We start from the raw sequence: 19,205 nt of genomic DNA, 5'->3' as shown, positions 1-19,205 counted from the left end.
AGCTCCGCTGCAGTCCCTGCAAGGCCGGCCACCTGGTCAAGGCCATCGCTGTCCTACAGAACTACGAGGTCACCCGAGGATGAAAAAGGCTCACTGATGGCTCCCTGGACTTCGCTCTCAGAAGGGATCCGTTCGCCCTCACCTCACCGGAGGCAAACACAGTGCGGGAGCGTCACCTGCCCCCCGGCAGCGTACCTGGACGCCGCTTCCACCAGCGTCGCCACAGCCACGATCGGTCGAAGGCGACGGGTGGACGAGCTAGCCGACTCCGTCCTGCTGTGCAGACGCATCCTCCTCACCCTGGGGGCAGGTCGAGCTGAGTGGAGTGCACTGTGCTTCACACCTATCGATGGACGATGCTGTTCACAAAATCACCCCGTCAAAGTATGGTTTTTCCCGCGATGCCTCGTAAGTTTCATCATGGCAGCCACCGCGACGGCGGACCGGGGGCATCTGCAGCCGGGCTGTCGGCGAGGGCGGGAGCGGTGGGGGCATGGGCTTCGGAGCGTACGCAGCGTGGCAGCACGCGCTGGAGGAGGCCTTCTTCAGCCCGGACTGGGACGGCCATCCCGTCGTCATGTACGTCGATGACGCGGAGGGAGCTGCTCTACAGCAGCGTTTCGACGTAGACCTGCCTCTCGTACAGGCGGTTAAGCAGGTTGTCCGGCCGGAGCGCCCGAAGCCGTACGACGCCATCGAGCAGTACGAGCTACGCGTGCGCAACAGCGACGACGCGCCGGCCGTGCTGCCGCTGCTCGCTTGCTCAGTCATTGCGGCGACCAGGATGGCCAACGATGGGCGGCATCGAGCGAGCAACTACCACGACCAGTTCTCGCAGTTGCTCACCGAGCGAGATGGTGTCCTGGCCTCGCACAACTATCTCCCGATCGCACACATGTGGCAGCGGCTGGCCTCCTGGCAGACCCAGTGGGGTGCCTACCGCGGGCTATGCACCATTCCCTCCCCGGAGGATCTCCCCAGCAACCAAAGCCGCATCGGCTACGCGATCTCGCAGTCGCTACTGCGGGGCACGGACCGGCAGTTGCTGCCACAGTTCTTCTACGCAATGCGTCAGCGCGATGACTCAGCGTGGCCTCTACCAGGCGGCAGGCTGTTGCGCCTGCTGATGTACTGGGGCCAGCGAGAGAGATTCTCACGTGGGTTTCAGCGTGCCATGGAGGACCGGGAGCTTCGTCCCATTGTGGAACGCCTGTTGGGCAACCTCGCCAACGTGTGGGACGGCTCGCCGGAATACGTCAAGGTAGGGATTCCTCGGGCCGAGTTGCTCGTGCGGTTCGAGAACCGGAGGCTGGGTTGGCTGGCGCGGCTTCCCCGTAAGGGGGCGGCAGAGTACTCACTACCTGACGGAGTGACGCTGCGCAGGCTTGGAGACACCGAGTACTACAACGTAGATGGGCTCAAGCTGCCTGATGCACACACGCTGCGGCAGGGTGTCCAGCTCCGTGGTGAGGATGTCACGGTGAGCCGTCCGCCATCGTCTTTGGTCGTCCTGTGCCACAACGCCCCGCTTGACTGCCGCACCAGCGTCGACCGCTTCGTCCCCGGCGAAGAGCACATGATCCTCGCGGCTCCCGAGGCCGAGGGAGACCTGGAAACCGTGCTGCAGCGCGCCGCCTCAACCGGAAAGGCTCGCGAGGCCGGGAAGCTCTCGTGGGTACCAGAAGGTTGGTCCCTGCGCTTTCGCGTTCTCTTCGACGACGCGATCACGTTGAAGCAGGCGATCCGCGACGTTCAAGGCGCCATGCTGGCGACACAACCCGCACCCCGGTACAAGCCCTACCTGGAAGGTGGGCTGCCGCTGGCTCCACAGATCAACAAACGCCTCTACTTGACCGGGGGCGAGCCCGATCTCGTGATGCCCGACGGCGCGACCGGCCAAGTACTGCTCGATGGGCAGCCGCCCGACCCACCGTTCCCGCATCCGGGTGAGTCGATCCGGCTGTGGACACGGCAACTGGCAGCCAGCAGGCACGCCGTCGAGATCGAGGGCACTGAGGTCTCGTTCATAACCGCTGAAGGACTCCCGGACCTGGTAGAGCCGAAGGAGGTAGTGGGCTTCCGCGTCGCCGAAGCGTCCGCCGAAGGGTTCGCTACCACCACTGACCAGTCAACAGCAGCGCTGATAAGGGGTGCTGAGGTCGGTCTGGCAGGCGTGGATGTCGTGCCGCGCGTTGCCCTTTGCCGTAGGGGAGCAGAGAAGACCGTGTTCCTCTCCTGCGACGGGCGTGCCTGGACGGTGGCCGAGCCGGAGCCGCCCGCATGGTGGTCGCGGCTCGACGACTCACCCTCCGGGTATTACTTCGAACTCGAACTCCACGGTCCGGGTGGCTGGATTGTGCAGCGGCGCAAAGGTACTTGGCAGGTAGAACCGGCCTTCCCAGTCGAGCCGATTTTTCAGCCCGGTCCCCAGCACCATCCCTGGGCCGCTGCTGTCCTGGAGGCTGCTGAGGGTGGCCGTGACCCATTGTGGAAGGCCTGCGTCCGCCTCGCCGAGGAGGTCGAGAATTGATCAGCATCAGCAACCTGCTGCTGCGCTGGGTCAGCGAGCTCGGCGGCGGCAAGGTGACGGATCTGCGGGCTCGAATCCTGCGCACCGCCCGCAGCCGCGGGCTCGAGATTCGCGACGGCGCGGAGGGGCGGTGGATCCGTGATGTCTCCGCGCTCGGTCACCTGGATGTGGACTGGCGGCGCGGAATCTGGTCGATCGCCCCGCCCACGCTGACTCGGTTGCCGTACTCGGATGGGCTAGCGCTGATCATCGGCCGCCGGACCGTCGCAGACGAACGTGCTGTAGAAGCCGCGGAGAACGAGTGGGCGATCGTCCACCAGGTGATGAACGAGGTGGCTGAGGGGGACATCCCCGTCCCAGATTCCCTGCTCGTGCAGTACGACTCTCCTGATGAACTGCCACAAAGCGCGACCGCCGCAGGATTCTCCTTCACCCCATGTGCGGCCCTGCAGATGTTCGACCTCCTGCCGGATCTTGAGCAGGGGGACGAAGCGGCACCGCCAGCGCCGGGCAACATCCACACCATCCAGCGTTACGACTTGGGAGAACGTTCCTACCTGCCTGCCGCCTCCTACAACGAGGACGGCCTGTATCGGTGGCGCAGCTCCGATTGGTCAAGGCTGGTCCAGGTCCGGCGCGGCACAAGATGGCTGAGCACCGAGCACGAATACGGCGTGTACCTGGAGCTTGCCCGGCTCAGAAGAGGTGTCATGCGGTGGCGTCCCGAGTCGGGGACTGGCCGCGAGCGGGTCGGAACCTTCTTCGTGGATTGGGGTGCTCCCCTTCCACCGCTCCATGCGCGCGCCGTCGTGTTGTGCACGGGTCTGCACCCCTGCTTCAGTGACCTGGCCCAGACCGTCCGCTATGACAACGTGCCCCTCGCGGCGGCTGAGCGATTGGCGCGATCCCTCCAACAAGAACTCGAGGTCTTGCAGCCGAAGTCTGCACCCGGGAAGGCGAAGTGATGGCAGACAGCGTCTCCCAGGCATCCAGCGACATCGCCAGCACTTTCCAGGCGCTCAGGGAAACTCTGATGCGCTACTACGACACCCCCTTCGGGGTCGACGATTCATCGGTGATGGCCGAGCGGCGAGCCCTGCTCGACACCGACGGCGGCACCTGGCGAGAGCCACTACTGGAACTACGTCCGCAATACGTCTCCAGCGGCATGTCTCTGGCAAAGTCCTTCCAAGCTGCCGGCGCGCATCCGCAGACCGCGGAGTTCGCTCGCTTTGCCTTGCCGGAGGGAGTCGACAGCCTCTACCGGCACCAGCACGAAGCGCTCGTCACCGCGTGCGGCGAGGGCCGCGACTTCGTCGTGACCGCGGGAACGGGCTCGGGCAAGACCGAAGCGTTCATGCTGCCCGTTATCGCCGATCTGGTCACCGAGTCGGCCCGCTGGAAAGGCCACGGCGCCGTCCAACCCGCCTGGTGGCGCTCAGGAAAAGAGCACGTGCCGAGCCGCTCCGGCGAACGCGGACACCCCGCAGCATTGCGTGCACTGATCCTGTACCCGACGAATGCGCTGGCCGATGATCAGTTGGTTCGTCTGCGCCGTGCGCTGGACAGTGACGAGGCCCACGATTGGCTGGACCAGCACCGGTCAGGCCACCGCTTCTACTTCGGCCGTTATACCAGCGCCACGCCGGTCGCCGGTCCGCCCGACTCCTATCTGGGGCGGGCCCGGCTCCGGGAGTACCTGGAGGAGCTCGAGAACCGCCGGCGACGTGCCGAAGGGAAGGTCGCGGAAGCCACGGGGGACGCCGACAAAGAAGCCGCGCAAAAGGCTCTGAGCTTCATCCCCCGAGTCGGTGGCGCGGAGATGCACGCGCGATGAGACATGCAGGCCACGGCGCCCGACATCTTGATCACCAACTACTCGATGCTGAACATCATGCTGTTGCGTCCCCAGGAGGCATCGATCTTCGAGGCGACCCGCCGATGGCTGCACAACACCCCCGAGGCCCGTTTCACCCTCGTCATGGACGAGCTGCACATGTACCGGGGCACCGCCGGCACCGAGGTCGCCTATCTACTGCGAAACCTGCGCCACCGGCTTGGCTTGGACCAGACGCCGGAAAAGTTCCGGGTGCTGGCGGCCTCCGCCTCGCTGGAGGCCGGTCGGGACGACGAGTTTCTCGAAACGTTCTTCGCCCTGCCCAGAGGGCGACACAAGGTCATCCCCGGGGCGATGGTCCTGCCCGGGGCCGGCCAGACGGACCTCACCGCGCACGCAAGTGAACTGTCCACCGCAGCCGACCGGACCCCGTCGACATCGGAAGCCGATGCACTGCTCGAGCACACCCACGCAGGGTCGGCAGTGAAGCGTGTCCTGGCGCCTGGTGGCAAGCCAAGGGCAGTCGCGATTTCCCAGGTCGCGGACGAACTGTTCACGGGCGTGTCGGATGAGCGGGTGCGAGAGAAGGCGCTGCACGGTCTGCTGCTTGCGTTGCAGAACGCCTCTGACCCAGCGCTGCCAAAGCTTCGAGCCCACCTGTTCTTCCGTAACGTCCCAGGGATCTGGGCATGCTCCGACCCGCAATGCCCGGAGGTCCCAGTCGACAAGGATCCTCGGCGCCGCGTCGGCCGACTCTTCCGCGAGCCGACCTCGCGGTGCAATTGCGGTGCCCGCGTGCTGGAGCTGTTGTGCTGCCAGAACTGCGGTGATCTCATGCTTGGCGGATTTGCCAATCCTGCCCACCTGGGCAAGGAGTCCTTCAGGGGGTTCCTGCACACCGACTTCCCAGAATTCGATCTACTTCCCGATGAGGCGAGCGGGGTCCCTAACGCAGGCAACTACATCGTCTACTGGCCTCGTACGGATCAGCCGGTGCTCGAGTCCTTGCATTGGACCGCCTCCCGCCTCAGCGAGGGCCCCTCTGTGAGCTTTGAGTTCCGGCGGAGCAGCTACCAGCCGGGCACCGGGCGGCTGGCCAACAAGAAGGTGGACTACACGGGATGGTCCTTCCACCTCGTCCCTGAGCGTGGGAAGGACGGCAAGCCAGCCCTGGACCTTCGGGAACTTCCGCCTTTTCCGACCCGCTGCCCAGCATGCGGAGATATCCGTGAGATCAACCGGGATCCCGACGGCTCCTGGCGGGAGTTGGAAGACCGCCTGTTCGCCGCTCCCATCCGCCGGATGCGCACTGGCTTCGACAAGCTCAACCAGGTGCTGATCAGCGAGGTGCTCGGGCACCTACCGAAGGACGAACGCAAGGTCATCGCCTTCTCCGACAGCAGGGATGCCGCCTCCGAGCTGGCCAGCGGCTTGACATTGCGCCACTACCAGGACCTCTTGCGCCTCCTGGCCGCCCAAGCCGTGACCGAGCAGGGAGATCCCCACGCCGACCTGCAACTGGTGAAGCAGTACTACGCGGATCGACGCGGCACGGATCAAGAGGCACTCAAGGCCGCAATGCAGCGACTGCGTGCTCGCTACCCACGAGAATTCTCCGCACTTCGGGACATCCTGACGGACGATGTCATGGCCGAGCCGGAGAGGCAGCCGGAGCTGGAAGCCATTCTCGGCCGTCTGCCGTCACTCAATGACCTCCAGGCAGATTTGCGCGGGATGCTCCTGGAACATGGCACTCATCCCGGTGGACCGGCCGCTTCCCTCCAGGAACGTGACGGGGTGCGCTGGACAACGCTCTTCGACTGGTCTGGAAACCGGCAGATCAAGGCGGGACTCACCCCGCAACAGGAGGAGTTCCTGCAGCGGGTCGACGACAACCTGCGGCGGGAGTTCCTTTTGTCCCTGTTCTCCGGCGCTGGCCGAGACTTCGAGTCGCTAGGTCTGGGCTGGTTGAGCCTTACTGACGACCGCCGCCCTCTGGACGTTCCCCAGGATTCCGATCTGGCAATGGCCCGCGCCAGCCTGCGGATTCTTGGCCAGATGCGCCGATTCACCGAGATGCGTCCCGGAAGTGTGAGGCCTCCGGTCCCGCTGCGGCGCTACTGGGAGCGCGTTGCGCAGCGCCTCGGCGTCGAGGTGCAGGAAATCCAAGATCGAGTTCTCTCCGTGTGGGGGCCTGCGGTCATCCAGTACGCCATCGACCCCGCCAAGGTGGCGCTGCGCACCGGAGACGGCCAGTTCTGGACGTGTCCGACCTGCCAGCGGCCCCATCTGCACCGCGGGGCCGGGTTGTGCACCAAATGTCAAACTCCTCTGCCCACCGAGCACAGCCGATTCACCGGCGTCCTCAATGAGGACTACTACGCCTGGAAGGCCAGGAACCGGACGGGCAACTTCCCCCTGCGCACGGCGGAACTTACCGGCCAAACCGACCGCCTGGACGCGCAGGCGCGGCAGGCCCGCTTTCAGGACATCTTCCTGGACCAGCAGGACGAACCGAAAACCGACGGCATCGAGGTGCTGTCAGTGACCACCACCATGGAGGCTGGTGTCGACGTCGGCGCCCTCAACGCGGTGCTTATGGCGAACATGCCACCCACCCGCTTCAACTACCAGCAGCGCGTCGGCCGCGCCGGCCGCCGGGACAGCCCCTCTGCCATCGCCCTGACCGTATGCCGCGGGGACAGCCACGACCAGCACTACTTCACTCGGCCGGAGGAGATCACCAACGCCGCCACCCCCGCGCCGTACCTCGCGCTGGGTATGCCCGTGATCTTCAAGCGCGTTCTGTTCGGTGAGGTCCTGCGCCAGGCCTTCGACACGATTGCTGCGGACACCGCCCTCAATGATTTGGAGCTGACTCACAACATCCACGGCCGGTTCGGCCTTGCTGCGGACTGGCCCGCGCATAAGGACGCTGTGCTCCATTGGATAGGGCAGAACGAAGAAGCCATCCGAGCCGTGGGGAACGCGCTACAGGCGGAGACGCCCGAGTCGGTCGCCTCTCTGGATCCGGTGGCCTGCGTCAAGGAACTCCTGGACCAGGTAGACGAGGTAGTGGAAGCCATTGGCCATGCTGAGCTGAGCCAGCGCCTCGCCGAGGCCGGCCTACTTCCAATGTTCGGGTTCCCCACCCGGGTCCGGCTGCTCTTCACCGACCTGCCCAAACGCAGCTTTCCCTGGCCGCCCCCCGAAGCCATCGATCGCAACTTGAGCGTGGCACTTAGCAAGTTCGCACCAGGCGCGGAGACCCCCCGGGACGGCCGCCTGTATCGATCCATGGGAGTCGTTTCGTTCACTCCCGGGCTGCGAAAGCCCAAGCCAGCAGAGGCTTTTGGGCCGGAGCGGCAACTGGCCATGTGCCGAGTGTGCGCACACATCCAGGCAGCCGAGGCCAACGCACAATCCGAGTTCTGCCCTGCCTGTGGCGCGGGTGAGGGCAACTATTCCGCCTTCCCTGTCCGCGAGCCGGCGGGGTTTCGCGGCGGGACGCCCCGTGACTACGACGGCATACGTGAATGGGGCAAGGGCGGTGCCAGCTCACGTACCGCGACGGACCTGGAAAAGGACGCGCCCAGAGTGGTGCGCAGCGCGGATGACTGGCTCGTCGTCCACTGCGGGACCGGTGACCGCTACACCATCAACAGCAACCATGGCCGGCTGTTCCGGTTCAAACGGTCGGAGTCCGCATGGCAGGGGTACTACGCCCTCGACAGTTCGCGGGCCTCCTTCGACCTCGAAACCGCGCTGGGTGCCACCGAGCACACCGACATGCTCTTCATCGGTGCCCGCGGCCCACTCGACACCAGCCGGGGCCTGCGGTTCGACATCTCACGCACCGTGCAGTCGGATGGCTTCCCCGACTCCTACCACGGGCGGCGCGCCGCCTGGTACTCGCTGGCCGCCTTGCTACGGCGGGCGGCGGCACCGCTACTGGACGTGCAGCCAGAGGAACTGCTGGCGGGAATCCACGGTTCGGCGTCGGCCTCCTCTCCCGTCATGGCGTACCTTTCCGACAGCCTGGAGAACGGGGCGGGTTTCAGTACCTATCTGGGGTCCCCCGACCGGATCGAGGAGTTCCTGGACGCGGTCGGCGACTACAGCGAGACCCTTGGCGAGGAGCACGCGGCCATCTGTGGCAGCTCCTGCTACCAGTGCCTGCGCGACTACTCCAACACCCGGCTCCACCCGCTGTTGGACTGGCGATTGGCGCGGGACCTCATCGGCGTCCTGCGCGGTGCCTCTCTCCAGGTAGACGCCGAACGGCACGGGATCCTGCTGGAGCGCTGGGCGGAGGACCGATCGGAACTCGATGCCCAGGTGCAGAGCACACCGCTCGGGAGCCTCGCCCTGGTGGAGACGGAGTTCTCCGAGGAGGCCACTGCCGTGATCGTCAAGCATCCATTGGAAGCCGCGCTCCCGGACTGTATGGCCTCACGGCTGCGGGAGTGGACTCATTACGTCGCCCAGGAGGACCTCGCCACGCGCGTGGCCTTTGTGGATGCCTATTGCCTTGACCGTACCCCGGCCGTGGTCACCAGCGACCTGAACGCGTTCGAGGAGGAGCCGTGACCACGGGGCCGTTGTTTTCACATGCCGACCCGGAGGAGAACTCTGGGCCAACGGTGCCCGACCGGGATGAGCTGTTGCGTCGTGAGCGGCAGCGGCGTCTGGCACGTATCGAGCAACGGAAGCACCGACAGCCAGCGGACAAGGTCCCTGCGGAACGCCGCGAGACGGAACGTCCGGCGAACGGCCAGCCGACCACGCCGGAGCCTCCAGGCCCTCAGGAGCCTCCACCAGGGTTTACCTCACAACGCCAGTGGCAGCAGGCTCTCGACGCTGCCTCTGCAGTGGCAAAGACCGTACGCGAGGCTGGGCATTCTGCAACACAACTGGATCTTTCGGTTGCCTCCATGTCAGCGGGAGAGCTGGCTTCAGCCGTGGTACGCGCAGTGCTCCCGCTTCCACCGGTTTCGGCCGTCTCGCTTCTATGGCAAGGCCATCAGGCCGGGCTCTCGGTGCTTCCCATGCACCAAGTGGCACGCGCCGAGGCACTGCTCAACCGATCGCCCGGCATGCTCACCAGTCAGGAAGGCTCCGAAGCAGACCCCGACGCGGAGACGGCGTGGCAACTGTACACAGACTATGAGCGCATCAGGTACGTCCAGATGCCCGTAGAACGGCAACACCAGCTACTCGAGTATCTACCCCTATCGGTGGTGGACGACCTCATCGACGCCGGGCGGGTGAGTGCCCAGGCCATCCCTGGAGGCGGGGAACACCGTCTCTACCTGCTGGCTCGGCTTGCCCCCCGGCGGATGAGCGGGAAAGAGCTGGTAACACTCGGTTGGCGGGAGGAGCTGGTTCGTCGAGAATTCAGCGCCCGGCTCGCCCGCGGCGATGTGGAGGCGCTGCAGGACATAGACGCGCTGAAGGGTGCGCAGCGCCAGCTGGCCGTCGCATTGCAGAACGTACGCCGCACGGGCAAGCTCCCGAGGGAGCTTACAGATCAGAGGTGGTTGTGGCCGGCGCTGGAACGGCTCGCGCCCAACGCTGCGGTCAGCCTGCGTGAGCATAAACCATACGTGCGGTGGCTGCTGGTACGCCGGATCCTTCAAGGCATCCGGGTAGCCCACCTGGCGCGACTACACGGAGACGAACGGAAGTACCAGGTCATGCTCCGGACTGCCTGGGACAACGCCACGTCGCTGGAGGAGTCCCGGGCCCCAGTAGGTTGGGAGGCCAGGAATGCCCTTGCCTACCTCATGGTGATCCGCGCGCGACGCGACCCGAAGTACGATGACGCCTTGGGTGTTCTCACCCCTGCGCCAGGGCAGGCGCTGAGCGAGGACAAGCTTCCACAGGAGGCACAACTGCGCCTCGCAACAAACCGAGAGATTTTGCACACCCTGAAGGACCAGCATCAAAGTACTCACATACTCAACCCTTATGCCGCTCTCGGCGTATCAGACGGCTTTCCAGGTTGGAAGGACCGCTGGCGAGAATTGCGCAGATCCCTCGACGCGGATGGCGAAGCCGAAGTCAATGAAGCCAAAGACGCGATCCAAGGATGGGAGCGCGGACGGGCACCCGTGGCACCCTTCGCACTGCCCTTGATGCCGGATAAGTGGGCGATTCCGCGAACCAATGGCCGCAACCCTGGCGGCGAGGCCACGCCTATGCACCGCAGGACCCCGCCACCTGCCCCCCATGAACAGGAGTTTGCTCGCAATCGCGCGGCACAGGGCATCGTCTTGGCCGCCTGCGGCTACGTTGGTTTGGTGTCGGAAATGCGATCAACAGAAGCTAAATTCCAGAGGTGATCAGCGATGGACAGGAAGCCTAAGGGAGCCGCCAAATCTCCCAAGAAGGGCGCCAGCGTCAGGCAAGTCGATAAGGACAAAGGTCATCCACGCAATCATCGGAAGCGATCGGCCAAGGAGTCGAAGAAGCAGGAGTCCGTCCAGAGCAGAAAATCCCGGCCACGCCGCGAAGGAACCAAGGGCAATAAAGCAACCGATGTTACTTCTCCACAGATCGTGGTCACCGTCGGACATGGCCACCCGAGGGTAGAACCGGAAACCTACGATGCCGCAGCGCTGTTGAAATCTGTGCTCGCTGCTGTCGAGCCAAAGATTCACGAGAGGCTTGCGTCGTTGGCCGAGACCGCCGTCCCGAACACGAGCGATCCCGAGACCGACACCGAGACAGCTCGAGCAGTGCAGGCCGTCGGTCGACAGATCACCGAAGCAGTGCGCGCTGGAATCGTGGAGGGCATGCGCGTACGGGAACGACACCTGGCCCAACTGGCGGTGATCGACCGCGCCGCCGCACAAGCGAACAGTCTCTCCAGCCTGCAAGCTCGAATCTCGGCTGAGATGGAGCATGCGGGACTGCGCCGGGTCTCGGACCTCGCTGACCTGTCCCCCTTCAATCTGGCAGTTGCCCCCGGTTCATCTCCTGCGTCGGCCGACAGCCCGGAGGACTATGAGCTGGTCACCCCGGCCTATGTCGAAGCTGACTCAGGCCGGGTAGTGGAACGCGGGTGGATCAAGGTAGCTGAGGCTTCGCTCCTACCCGCTGGCAAGGCCCACGGGCGAATGTCGCGGGAACACGGCAGCAAGCAGCATAGAAAGGACAGCGGCACGACGGCTGGAATCGAAGAGGCGAAGGGGATCAGCCAGCGATCCGGCGCTGCTGCACATGCTGGCGAGGAGCAAGGGCGGCCTGTACAGCACCGGACTACAGGGAGCGGTGGGGCTTCGCCCCTGGGAGACGGCATAGCAGAGGAGGAACCGTCGCCAACGGGGGAGCCTTCCGCCCGCAAGGAAAGCGAAGTTATTCCCGTTCATCCCAGCACGAAGTCAGGTTCCACGAATCCGACGGCTCCTGGTTCCGTTCCAGTAGCGCGCATTCTTCCTCAGAGACTCAGCACCGCGGAGACTGACGACCAGCCGCCCGGGAGGAGGCCTTGACCTACGGAATCGACTTCGGCACCAGCAACTCGGTCGTCGCCCGATACAACGACGGCGGTACGGAGGTGCTGCCGGTCGGCAGCGAGAGCGTGCCGGCCCAGTGGTACCAGCCCGAGTTCGAAGCGCTGTTCCCGTCCGTCCTCTCGGTCCGGGACCTGCAGCGCACGTTGTGCTTCGGCTGGGCAGCCAAGACGACGCGAGGCGAGCCCGTCGACGCCGTCAAACGGCTACTGGGCGCCCGGGCCGCGACGGGTACCGACCCGGACGAGTCGGGAACTCCGCACTTGGGCGAGGAACACGTATGGATCGCCGATCAGCCCTTCCGTAGCACCGCTGTGGCGGCATCCTTGTTCGCGCAGATGAAGTCCGCCGGCGAACGTAATCTCCTGGAGCTTTCGGAAGCCGTCGTCACCGTCCCGGCACACGCGACCGGTGGTGCCCGTTACCGGACACGCGCTGCGGCCAGACTGGCGCGCATCAAGGTCAAAGCCCTGCTCAACGAGCCGACTGCGGCGGCCATCTCCTACGTCAACGACGTCGACATCCCCGGCAACTTGCTGGTGTTCGACTGGGGCGGCGGCACCATCGACGTCACCATCCTCGAGTACGACGGCAAGTACTTCGAGGAACAGACCTCCCGTGGTATCGCTGCGCTCGGAGGCCTGGAATTCGACGAGACCCTGGCCCGTGTCATCCTGACAAAGCTGGGGCAGGTGCCTGAGCGACTGACCCGCCACGAACGCCAGCGGTGGCGGCGCAATGTCGAACTTACGAAGATTGCACTGTCCCGCCGTGAGGTGAAGGAGATCCCCTTCGACATTCCCGAGTTGGGCACCACGGTCACCATCTCCCGCGATGAGTACCTGACCGCGGTCACCCCGCTCATCCAACATGCCATGGAGCCCCTCCAGCAGGCTCTAGACGACCTACGCTACGGCCCTAATGACATTGACTCTGTCCTGATGATCGGCGGCACATCACAGATACCCGAAGCCCGCGAGGCTGTCGGACAGCTTCTGGGTGAGGATCGCATCGTCGATCCAGGGCTATGCCATCCGATGACGGCGGTGGCCCGGGGCGCAGCCATCTACTCAGCGGCCCTGGACGATCCCGATAAGTACGAACAGTTCACTCTCGTCAGCAGCCACGCCCTCGGAACGGCCTTCGCCGCGGGAGCTCGCAAAGGATTCAGACCGATCATCAAGCGCAACAGCACGTTGATCGCAAGAGGTGAGGAACGATTCACTCCTGCGAAGCCTGGTGCATCCTCACTCAACGTGGAAATCATCGAAGGAGAAGAAGGGTATCCAGCCGACAGCGACCGCGCCTTCCCGCTCTCTCGGCTGGAGGTGAGGCTCCCCAAGCCCGAGCGCATTCCGGACGACAACGCTGTCCTCATCCACTTTCGCTACGACATCAGCGGAATCCTGCACGTCAGGGTCACCCATGAGCGCACTGGCCAAGTATTGAGAGAGAACGAGATCGACTCCTTCGGCGAGGACGGCACTCCTCTCCAACAGGGCCTGGACAGCGAACTCGAGCGTCTCCTCAACTACATCGAAATCCCGTTCCCTCACGCTTCTCAGTCGGAGCCGACTCCTCGCCTTGAGAAAAACGAAACTACTGAACCCGTCGAGCAGCCGAGTGCAAAAACCATTTCTCCGCCCACTGCAGGCAATTTGGATGGCGCACTCACAGTCAATGGGGTATCACAGACACAACTTTAAGCATCCGGACTCCGACGCACAATCTCGTTAAGGGAGCAAACCGGCAAAGTCCCAGCCGGAAGACCGAGATCGTGACGACCGGAGAGGCTCCTAGCCGACACCGCCATCGGACAGGTGGTCGCCCTACAGTTACCTCTACCGTGGGCATCTTTTGGCGAGATGCTCGACAAGCTGGGCGGCCGGGACATGGGTCTGCTCCCCCGAGTCCATGTCTCGAACCGTGATCACCATCCAGCCAGCGAGGACTTCGCACGCAAGGCTGATGGTGTGCTCAGCGCGGATGGCTCGTTGTGGCAGGCGTGGCGAGCCGACGGACCGTCCCGAGCCGTCGGCGCTGGCGCCGGTACGAGCAACGTCGAGGGCCTGGTCGTGGAGGAGGACCATGCCCGGTTGGAATACGACGGGACGACGTATCGGCCGATGCAACGGCGCCGGCTGTTCAACGGCGGCGCCGAACCGGTCACCCGCTACCTGATTCGCATCAGCGTCGATCGCTACCCCGGCCGACCTGACCAGTCCAACGCCCTGTATCGGGCCCGGCCGCTCACCTGGGACGAACTCGCGCTGACCGCGTCCTGCGACGGCGAACCGATGAACTGGCACCCCAAGCAAGATCGCGACTCGTTCAAAGAGGCGTGGCTGTGCCTGGACAACGACCGCGGACGCTTCCCCCTCTACCCTGGCCAGCATTCGACCATCGAGTACGGCTACCAGGTCGACGACGGCCGATGGGGTCCATGGTTCCAGAGCGCTGTCCGCTTGCCGACACGTCGTCTGTCGGTCGAGTTGGTGTTCCCGGCCGAGCTGGACCCGGTGGTCTGGGGCACCGAAACCTCCACCACCGCAGAGGCCGTCCCCTTGCGCACTCCGATCACACGCACCGAGGACGGGGATCGGCTGGTGTTCTCGTGGGCCACCCAGGACCCGCCGATGGGTGCCCGCTACAGGTTGGAATGGCGGTTGCGCGCCCGCGATGACGATACCGACCGGCCCCGTCCCGAACTACAGACCGCCAGCGACCGAATGAAAGCCGCCGGCATCGTCCAGCGTGGCGAACCGATCCTGGCCACAACGGCTCGCCCGTTTGATCTGCCCGCCGAAGCCGCTGAGGCCGACGATGTCATAGACCAATTGTTCGCCGCGATGCAGCGAGTCCGCGAACACGACGTGTTCGGCAAAGGCATGGGGCTGGCCACCCCCCAGATCGGCATCGACCGCGCCGCCGCTGTCATCGCCCCGCCTGATCCCGACGCCGAGCCGCTCGTGCTGCTCAACCCTCGTGTGACCAACGCATCGCCCGAGATCGACGAGCAGTACGAGGGTTGCCTCAGCTTCTTCGACGTGCGCGGCCTGGTGCCTCGTCCGCTCCGGCTGGAAGTCGCTCATATCCGCCTGGACGGGCAGTCGGTAGTGGTCGTCCTCAACGCCGCACTCGCCCGCCTGGCCGGGCACGAGATCGACCACCTGTATAGGCATCTCTGCACCGACCGGATGCGCGAGAGCGTCCACCCGATCTCTGTAGAGCACTACCGAGGAACCGGCCAAGCCTGGTCTTACCGCTGAACTCCCATAACCGATGACCCGTCAGCGACATTCCGCCCGTGCTCGCGCGGCGACAACACCCGCCATTTAACTAATTAGCAGGTCGGAGCGCATCATGTTTGTCGAGGCGCTCGCCGGACGTCGGCGCCATATGGAAAGTCGCTCCTGAAATATGGCCAGCTTGGATAATAGAACCAAATTGCATGTCTCCACTGATGAAGTTGGAGATGGTCTCCACGGGAGACGGCGTGGGCGCAGAGAGAAGGCGTCGCAGCGCATCTACGGCCGTTTCGTCTGAGCGTAGAAGGGATTCCAGGCGGGAGCGCCAATGACTCTCAATGGCCGCCACTTTCGCGTCATCATGCTCGAGGCAAGCGGTCACAAGTTCCACGCGTGAGATCTCTAGTTCCTCCAACGGCGCTTCGGCGGGAGCGGATTTGCCGAGCATTCGTGCGAATCCGTCCTTCACCCGGGCCCAGGAATCGGAGACCATCAATCCGACTAGTGCGGTTGCTCCGCTGCTTGCCAGTGCGGCCAGTTCAGCTTCCATCGGCTGCCTCTCCTGTGGGCTCGGTGTCGGCCAGCGTGTCGTATCGGTGTATCAATTCCTCGGCCAGTTCCTGCCATCCGTGCGCGGTGGCCCAGTCGGCCACCTGCCGGGCGAACAGGCGGCGTTGGGGGTCGTGCTCATCCAACCGGATTGCCTGAAGGAGAGCATCGAAAAGGTCACCTGCAGACTCCTTGTGATCTGGTGACCAAGCCGCTGATCCATTGGGGCCGGGTTGGCCGTTCGGCGCGGCGAATCCTGAGATGAACGAGTGGAACGTCTCCGGCACATCGCTGTTGTTCGCGGCGGACGAGAGTTGCGCGAGAAGACCGATGTCGTTGACCGTCTTCTCCACCTGATCACCGTTCCTGGCGAGCCACCAGACCACGGCGCTGCCGGGGTTCTTCAGAACGTCACCGCCGAGGTAGTCGCGTTTGCTCAGCTCATATTTGCGCTCGTGCTCCCAGACGGCTTCTTCCTTGCGAACCGTGGCGAGTTTGTCCAGCCGCTCCTGATCGTTTTGGGGAAGGACGAGTTGGACCGACTCGGCCATCGTCCGAAGCCGTCCTGTGGTTTCTGTTCGCATCTCTCCAAGCGCGCCGGCCAGTTCGTGCCGGACGAGTGAGGCGTGACTCGGATCTCGTAACTCGGTGATCTTTCGGGCACGCTTCACCACGGCGTCGACCGCGAGAGCGGCGGGATTGATCGCAGACTCGTCGATCACAGCCGGAGTCGGTGACCAGATCACCGTAGCCGAGAATAGGAAGTTGTAGTCGGGCAGTTCGGTCGGCAAGGGGACGTCGGTGACGCGCGACCTCCTGACGTTCGCCGCCGGGCTGGCTGCGTTTCCGGACGTGGGCTCAAAGCGCGAGGTTCTGGCGGCTCGTCGCCCGGTTGGCCATGTCAGGAGCAGCAGGCCGGCGCCGAGCGCGCCCGCCGTTCCGAGCGAGATCAATAGCGGCCAGGGGGCGAAGAGGATCAAGCCGATGAGGATCGCTCCGCCGGTGACCGCCAAATACGGTGTCACGATGTTCCGGCCGGTGTTCATGGGGCCCTCCGTTCGTCCACGTGAGTCATGCTGTCCGGGCTCCCCAGGCGGCGTTGATATCCTGAATGACCAAGTCACCAAGCGGTGCCCACGCTTCCCGCTCGCGCGTCATCGCGTAGAGTCGAGCAAGAACGGTGGCCTCTGCCTCGCCTCCGCCTACGAGGACGTCGAGGAGCGCGTGCCGATTCCGTTCGTCTTCGGCGGCGACATGCAGCCATCGCCGGATGGTCGAGGTCCACACATCGTGCGGACGCCGAGAGAAGACCAGGGACCAGCCGATGGTCAACTGTTGGCGCACTGTGCTTTCGGTGATGGGAGCGTGATCGCGTCGTCCAGGGTCGGTAAGCGCTTTGGGGTCGACGAGTTGCAGGAACAGATCAATATCACGGTGCCATCTGCCTGGCATGAACTTCGGATCTGTGAGACGGGTCAGCATCTGCCGACGGAGCCGAGGCGCGCCGCTGACCAACTCGATCAAAGTCTCGCGGGCCCGAGTTCCGCGCTCTCGCCTTGCAACGTGGTGCAGCCGGACCAGAGCCTCGTCGGGATGCCGCGCCATCATCTCGTCACGGCACGCCACAATGATCACTTCGGCGAGCCGTTGAGAGAGGCTGTCCGTACGCGCCCAGTCGTATATCTGTCGACGAAAGGACCGGGCCTGCTGCTCATCCCGAAGTCCGCGCTGCACCACCACAGCTGCCGCTTCCATCTTGCGGGTCGTCGTGGGATCTGTGGTCCACTCTTCAACCAGAGATACCAGCGTCGGTCGGTAGCGCTCGTTCAAGCACTGCTCGGTGAACCGCTCGACCAGACTCCTCCGTTCGCCAGCGGAGAGGCCGGGTGAGTCGGCAGTCTGCTTAACCCAGTCCTGTAGCGCGTCACGGAGCTCCGGCATATGAGCCCAAAAATACGAACGGAGCGCCGCATCATAATTGAGCTCCTCGAATTGGACGCTGCCGGAAGAATCGACTTCTGCGCCGATCTCCTTGAGCCGTTGGTCGAGGGGGACGCGCTCCAGGAGTGGGCTGTCCTCACACGGATGTGCGACAGCGGTGAGAAGACTGGCGCCGGCCTGGTGGATCACGTCGGCATGTGCTCCGTGCAGCATGGCGACGGCGAGCAGCAGCGCGCGCTGCCGGCCCGCAGTGAGTTCGGCCACTCGTTCGGCCACGTCCCGCGCCTGGCGGGCCAACGCCCGAAATGCCTCCTCGCACCAGGTTGTGAAGCTGCCCTCGCGGTGCTCGTCGCGAGCCCTGCGGATCAGCCCGACATATTCGTCGACCTCTTCCATGCGGCGGTCCGCGTCCAGAAAACGTAGCGGAGGAAGCGGGGCCGGTCGAGGAATCTCCTCCGCCAGCAGGTAGCGGGCCAGCACCTCATCGACGGCCGGGCGCTGTATCTCAATGCGGTATTGGTCCAGAGCTGAACCGAGAGAACCGGTCTTGTCCGGTAGGACGATGACGAGATGCGCGTCGTGGTCGTGCACCGTTGCACGTAGTGGGGACAGTTCGTTGTGGACCTCATCCCACTGTCTCCCTGCGACCCGGGACAGATCCAGCCACACCAGGTCGCCGTCACCGACATGACTACGATCGATGCGCGGTGCATTCTCGTTCTCCTGTAGCACCAGTTCGTGGATCTGCCTCCGATCATCTCCGAGTTCCCACAGGAGCATCTTCGCCGCGGCGATCCTGCCACTGCCCGGGAGCCCGTCAAGGAACACGCTGCGGAAGGTCTCCAGGACGTCTCGTGCCCTGCCCAGTCCCGCTGGCTCAACGAAGCGCCGTCTCAACCACCGCAACTCGTCCGTGGGCTGCTTGCGGGGAGAGGCTCCGAAGGACTCGCCCCGCAGCAGGTAGTAGATGTTGTTGATGTCTCCCGCTCCCGCGTGCATGCCTCCGTGAAAGCCGGAGGCGTGCGCCTCGAAAGAGTCGCTCAACGCTCCTCCTCGTTTCCCCTCGCCTGGCCGAAGCGGTGACCGACTCCGCCGTGGTTATCACCGTGGATGTAGGTCGCCCCGTCACCGGAAAAATGCTGGGTGTTCTGGTTAATGTCGCCTTTCCCGGTGTGGACGGGACCCTGATTGCCCTTGATGACGGTGCCGACGTCGCCCTGGACGTGGCGGCTTTGGATTACCGTCCCGCGGGTGTCGCGGGCCGTGTTGTATACGGAGCCGGTGTCGGGGGATGGGGCGGCCTGCCGGTCCGACTTCCTAAGCACCGGGGCGAGTTCGGCAAGGAAATCGCCGATACGCCTGATGTCCGTCTCGTTGTCGCGCGGGTCCAGCCTGAGGGATTGGACATCGGCGAGGCGTTCCAGTTCGGTCGGTAGCTCGACGGCTTTTAGGCGGGCGGTTCCACGGCCCTTGAGGACCGGGATGACGGAGCCTTTTTCATCCTCGGGTGACCTCGTAGTTCTGTAGGACAGCGATGGCCTTGACCAGGTGGCCGGCCTTGCAGGGACTGCAGCGGAGCTTGC

General features: G+C 64.5%; 11 protein-coding genes and 1 pseudogene. 8 read left to right on the top strand and 4 right to left on the bottom strand.

The annotated features are described in order from the left end of the window. Nucleotides 1-493 precede the first annotated feature (493 nt). The 8 genes from AB0K34_RS41225 to AB0K34_RS41190 all read left to right on the top strand — a co-directional run bounded on the left by AB0K34_RS41225 (nucleotide 494) and on the right by AB0K34_RS41190 (nucleotide 15,153). Nucleotides 494-2,530 (top strand): hypothetical protein, encoded by a 2,037-nt coding sequence (locus tag AB0K34_RS41225; RefSeq protein WP_301173882.1) that lies wholly within the window; start codon nucleotides 494-496, stop codon nucleotides 2,528-2,530. Continuing rightward, nucleotides 2,527-3,495, top strand: coding sequence for a hypothetical protein (locus AB0K34_RS41220; protein ID WP_138637730.1), 969 nt, complete (start codon nucleotides 2,527-2,529; stop codon nucleotides 3,493-3,495). Before AB0K34_RS41225 ends, AB0K34_RS41220 begins: the two co-directional genes overlap by 4 nt. After that, nucleotides 3,495-4,367: a DEAD/DEAH box helicase gene (locus AB0K34_RS41215; RefSeq protein ID WP_364554134.1), complete on the top strand. Its 873-nt coding sequence runs from the start codon at nucleotides 3,495-3,497 to the stop codon at nucleotides 4,365-4,367. The genes AB0K34_RS41220 and AB0K34_RS41215 overlap by 1 nt, the downstream gene beginning before the upstream one ends. 3 nt (nucleotides 4,368-4,370) lie before the next feature. Next, entirely contained in the window at nucleotides 4,371-8,957 is a 4,587-nt protein-coding gene (locus tag AB0K34_RS41210; protein WP_364554133.1) for a helicase-related protein, read from the top strand. A gap of 467 nt (nucleotides 8,958-9,424) precedes the next feature. Further along, nucleotides 9,425-10,711, top strand: coding sequence for a hypothetical protein (locus AB0K34_RS41205; RefSeq protein ID WP_171069101.1), 1,287 nt, complete (start codon nucleotides 9,425-9,427; stop codon nucleotides 10,709-10,711). A 6-nt stretch (nucleotides 10,712-10,717) separates the two neighbouring features. Next, nucleotides 10,718-11,863 (top strand): hypothetical protein, encoded by a 1,146-nt coding sequence (locus AB0K34_RS41200; protein WP_138637733.1) that lies wholly within the window; start codon nucleotides 10,718-10,720, stop codon nucleotides 11,861-11,863. Then, nucleotides 11,860-13,590, top strand: coding sequence for an Hsp70 family protein (locus AB0K34_RS41195; RefSeq protein WP_138637734.1), 1,731 nt, complete (start codon nucleotides 11,860-11,862; stop codon nucleotides 13,588-13,590). Before AB0K34_RS41200 ends, AB0K34_RS41195 begins: the two co-directional genes overlap by 4 nt. A gap of 159 nt (nucleotides 13,591-13,749) precedes the next feature. Then, nucleotides 13,750-15,153: a peptide deformylase gene (locus AB0K34_RS41190; RefSeq protein ID WP_138637735.1), complete on the top strand. Its 1,404-nt coding sequence runs from the start codon at nucleotides 13,750-13,752 to the stop codon at nucleotides 15,151-15,153. 70 nt (nucleotides 15,154-15,223) lie between these two features. Here AB0K34_RS41190 and AB0K34_RS41185 read toward each other — a convergent pair whose 3' ends face one another. From AB0K34_RS41185 to AB0K34_RS41170, 4 genes and pseudogenes are all read right to left on the bottom strand, one after another. Beyond that, nucleotides 15,224-15,682, bottom strand: coding sequence for a hypothetical protein (locus AB0K34_RS41185; protein ID WP_138637736.1), 459 nt, complete (start codon nucleotides 15,680-15,682; stop codon nucleotides 15,224-15,226). Next, the gene (locus AB0K34_RS41180) at nucleotides 15,672-16,727 is read right to left on the bottom strand and encodes a hypothetical protein (RefSeq protein WP_138637737.1); all 1,056 of its coding nucleotides are present in this window, start codon (nucleotides 16,725-16,727) and stop codon (nucleotides 15,672-15,674) included. The genes AB0K34_RS41185 and AB0K34_RS41180 overlap by 11 nt, the downstream gene beginning before the upstream one ends. Nucleotides 16,728-16,752: 25 nt before the next feature. Further along, nucleotides 16,753-18,666, bottom strand: a complete 1,914-nt coding sequence (locus AB0K34_RS41175; protein WP_138637738.1) for a hypothetical protein — start codon at nucleotides 18,664-18,666, stop codon at nucleotides 16,753-16,755. Next, nucleotides 18,663-19,205: pseudogene (locus tag AB0K34_RS41170) on the bottom strand (hypothetical protein); the annotation flags it as partial. The gene AB0K34_RS41175 and the pseudogene AB0K34_RS41170, both read right to left, overlap by 4 nt.

The sequence above is a fragment of the Actinomadura sp. NPDC049382 genome (assembly GCF_040677125.1).
Classification (GTDB): Bacteria; Actinomycetota; Actinomycetes; order Streptosporangiales; family Streptosporangiaceae; genus Spirillospora; species Spirillospora geliboluensis.
This window is presented reverse-complemented; position numbering and strand designations above follow the sequence as displayed.

Excerpts from the sequence above, each read along its gene's own strand:
- AB0K34_RS41225 (WP_301173882.1), top strand. The coding sequence starts at position 494 with ATGGGCTTCGGAGCGTACGCAGCGTGGCAGCACGCGCTGGAGGAGGCC.
- AB0K34_RS41215 (WP_364554134.1), top strand. The coding sequence starts at position 3,495 with ATGGCAGACAGCGTCTCCCAGGCATCCAGCGACATCGCCAGCACTTTC.
- AB0K34_RS41210 (WP_364554133.1), top strand. The coding sequence starts at position 4,371 with ATGCAGGCCACGGCGCCCGACATCTTGATCACCAACTACTCGATGCTG.
- AB0K34_RS41200 (WP_138637733.1), top strand. The coding sequence starts at position 10,718 with ATGGACAGGAAGCCTAAGGGAGCCGCCAAATCTCCCAAGAAGGGCGCC.
- AB0K34_RS41190 (WP_138637735.1), top strand. The coding sequence starts at position 13,750 with ATGCTCGACAAGCTGGGCGGCCGGGACATGGGTCTGCTCCCCCGAGTC.
- AB0K34_RS41185 (WP_138637736.1), bottom strand. The coding sequence starts at position 15,682 with ATGGAAGCTGAACTGGCCGCACTGGCAAGCAGCGGAGCAACCGCACTA.
- AB0K34_RS41180 (WP_138637737.1), bottom strand. The coding sequence starts at position 16,727 with ATGAACACCGGCCGGAACATCGTGACACCGTATTTGGCGGTCACCGGC.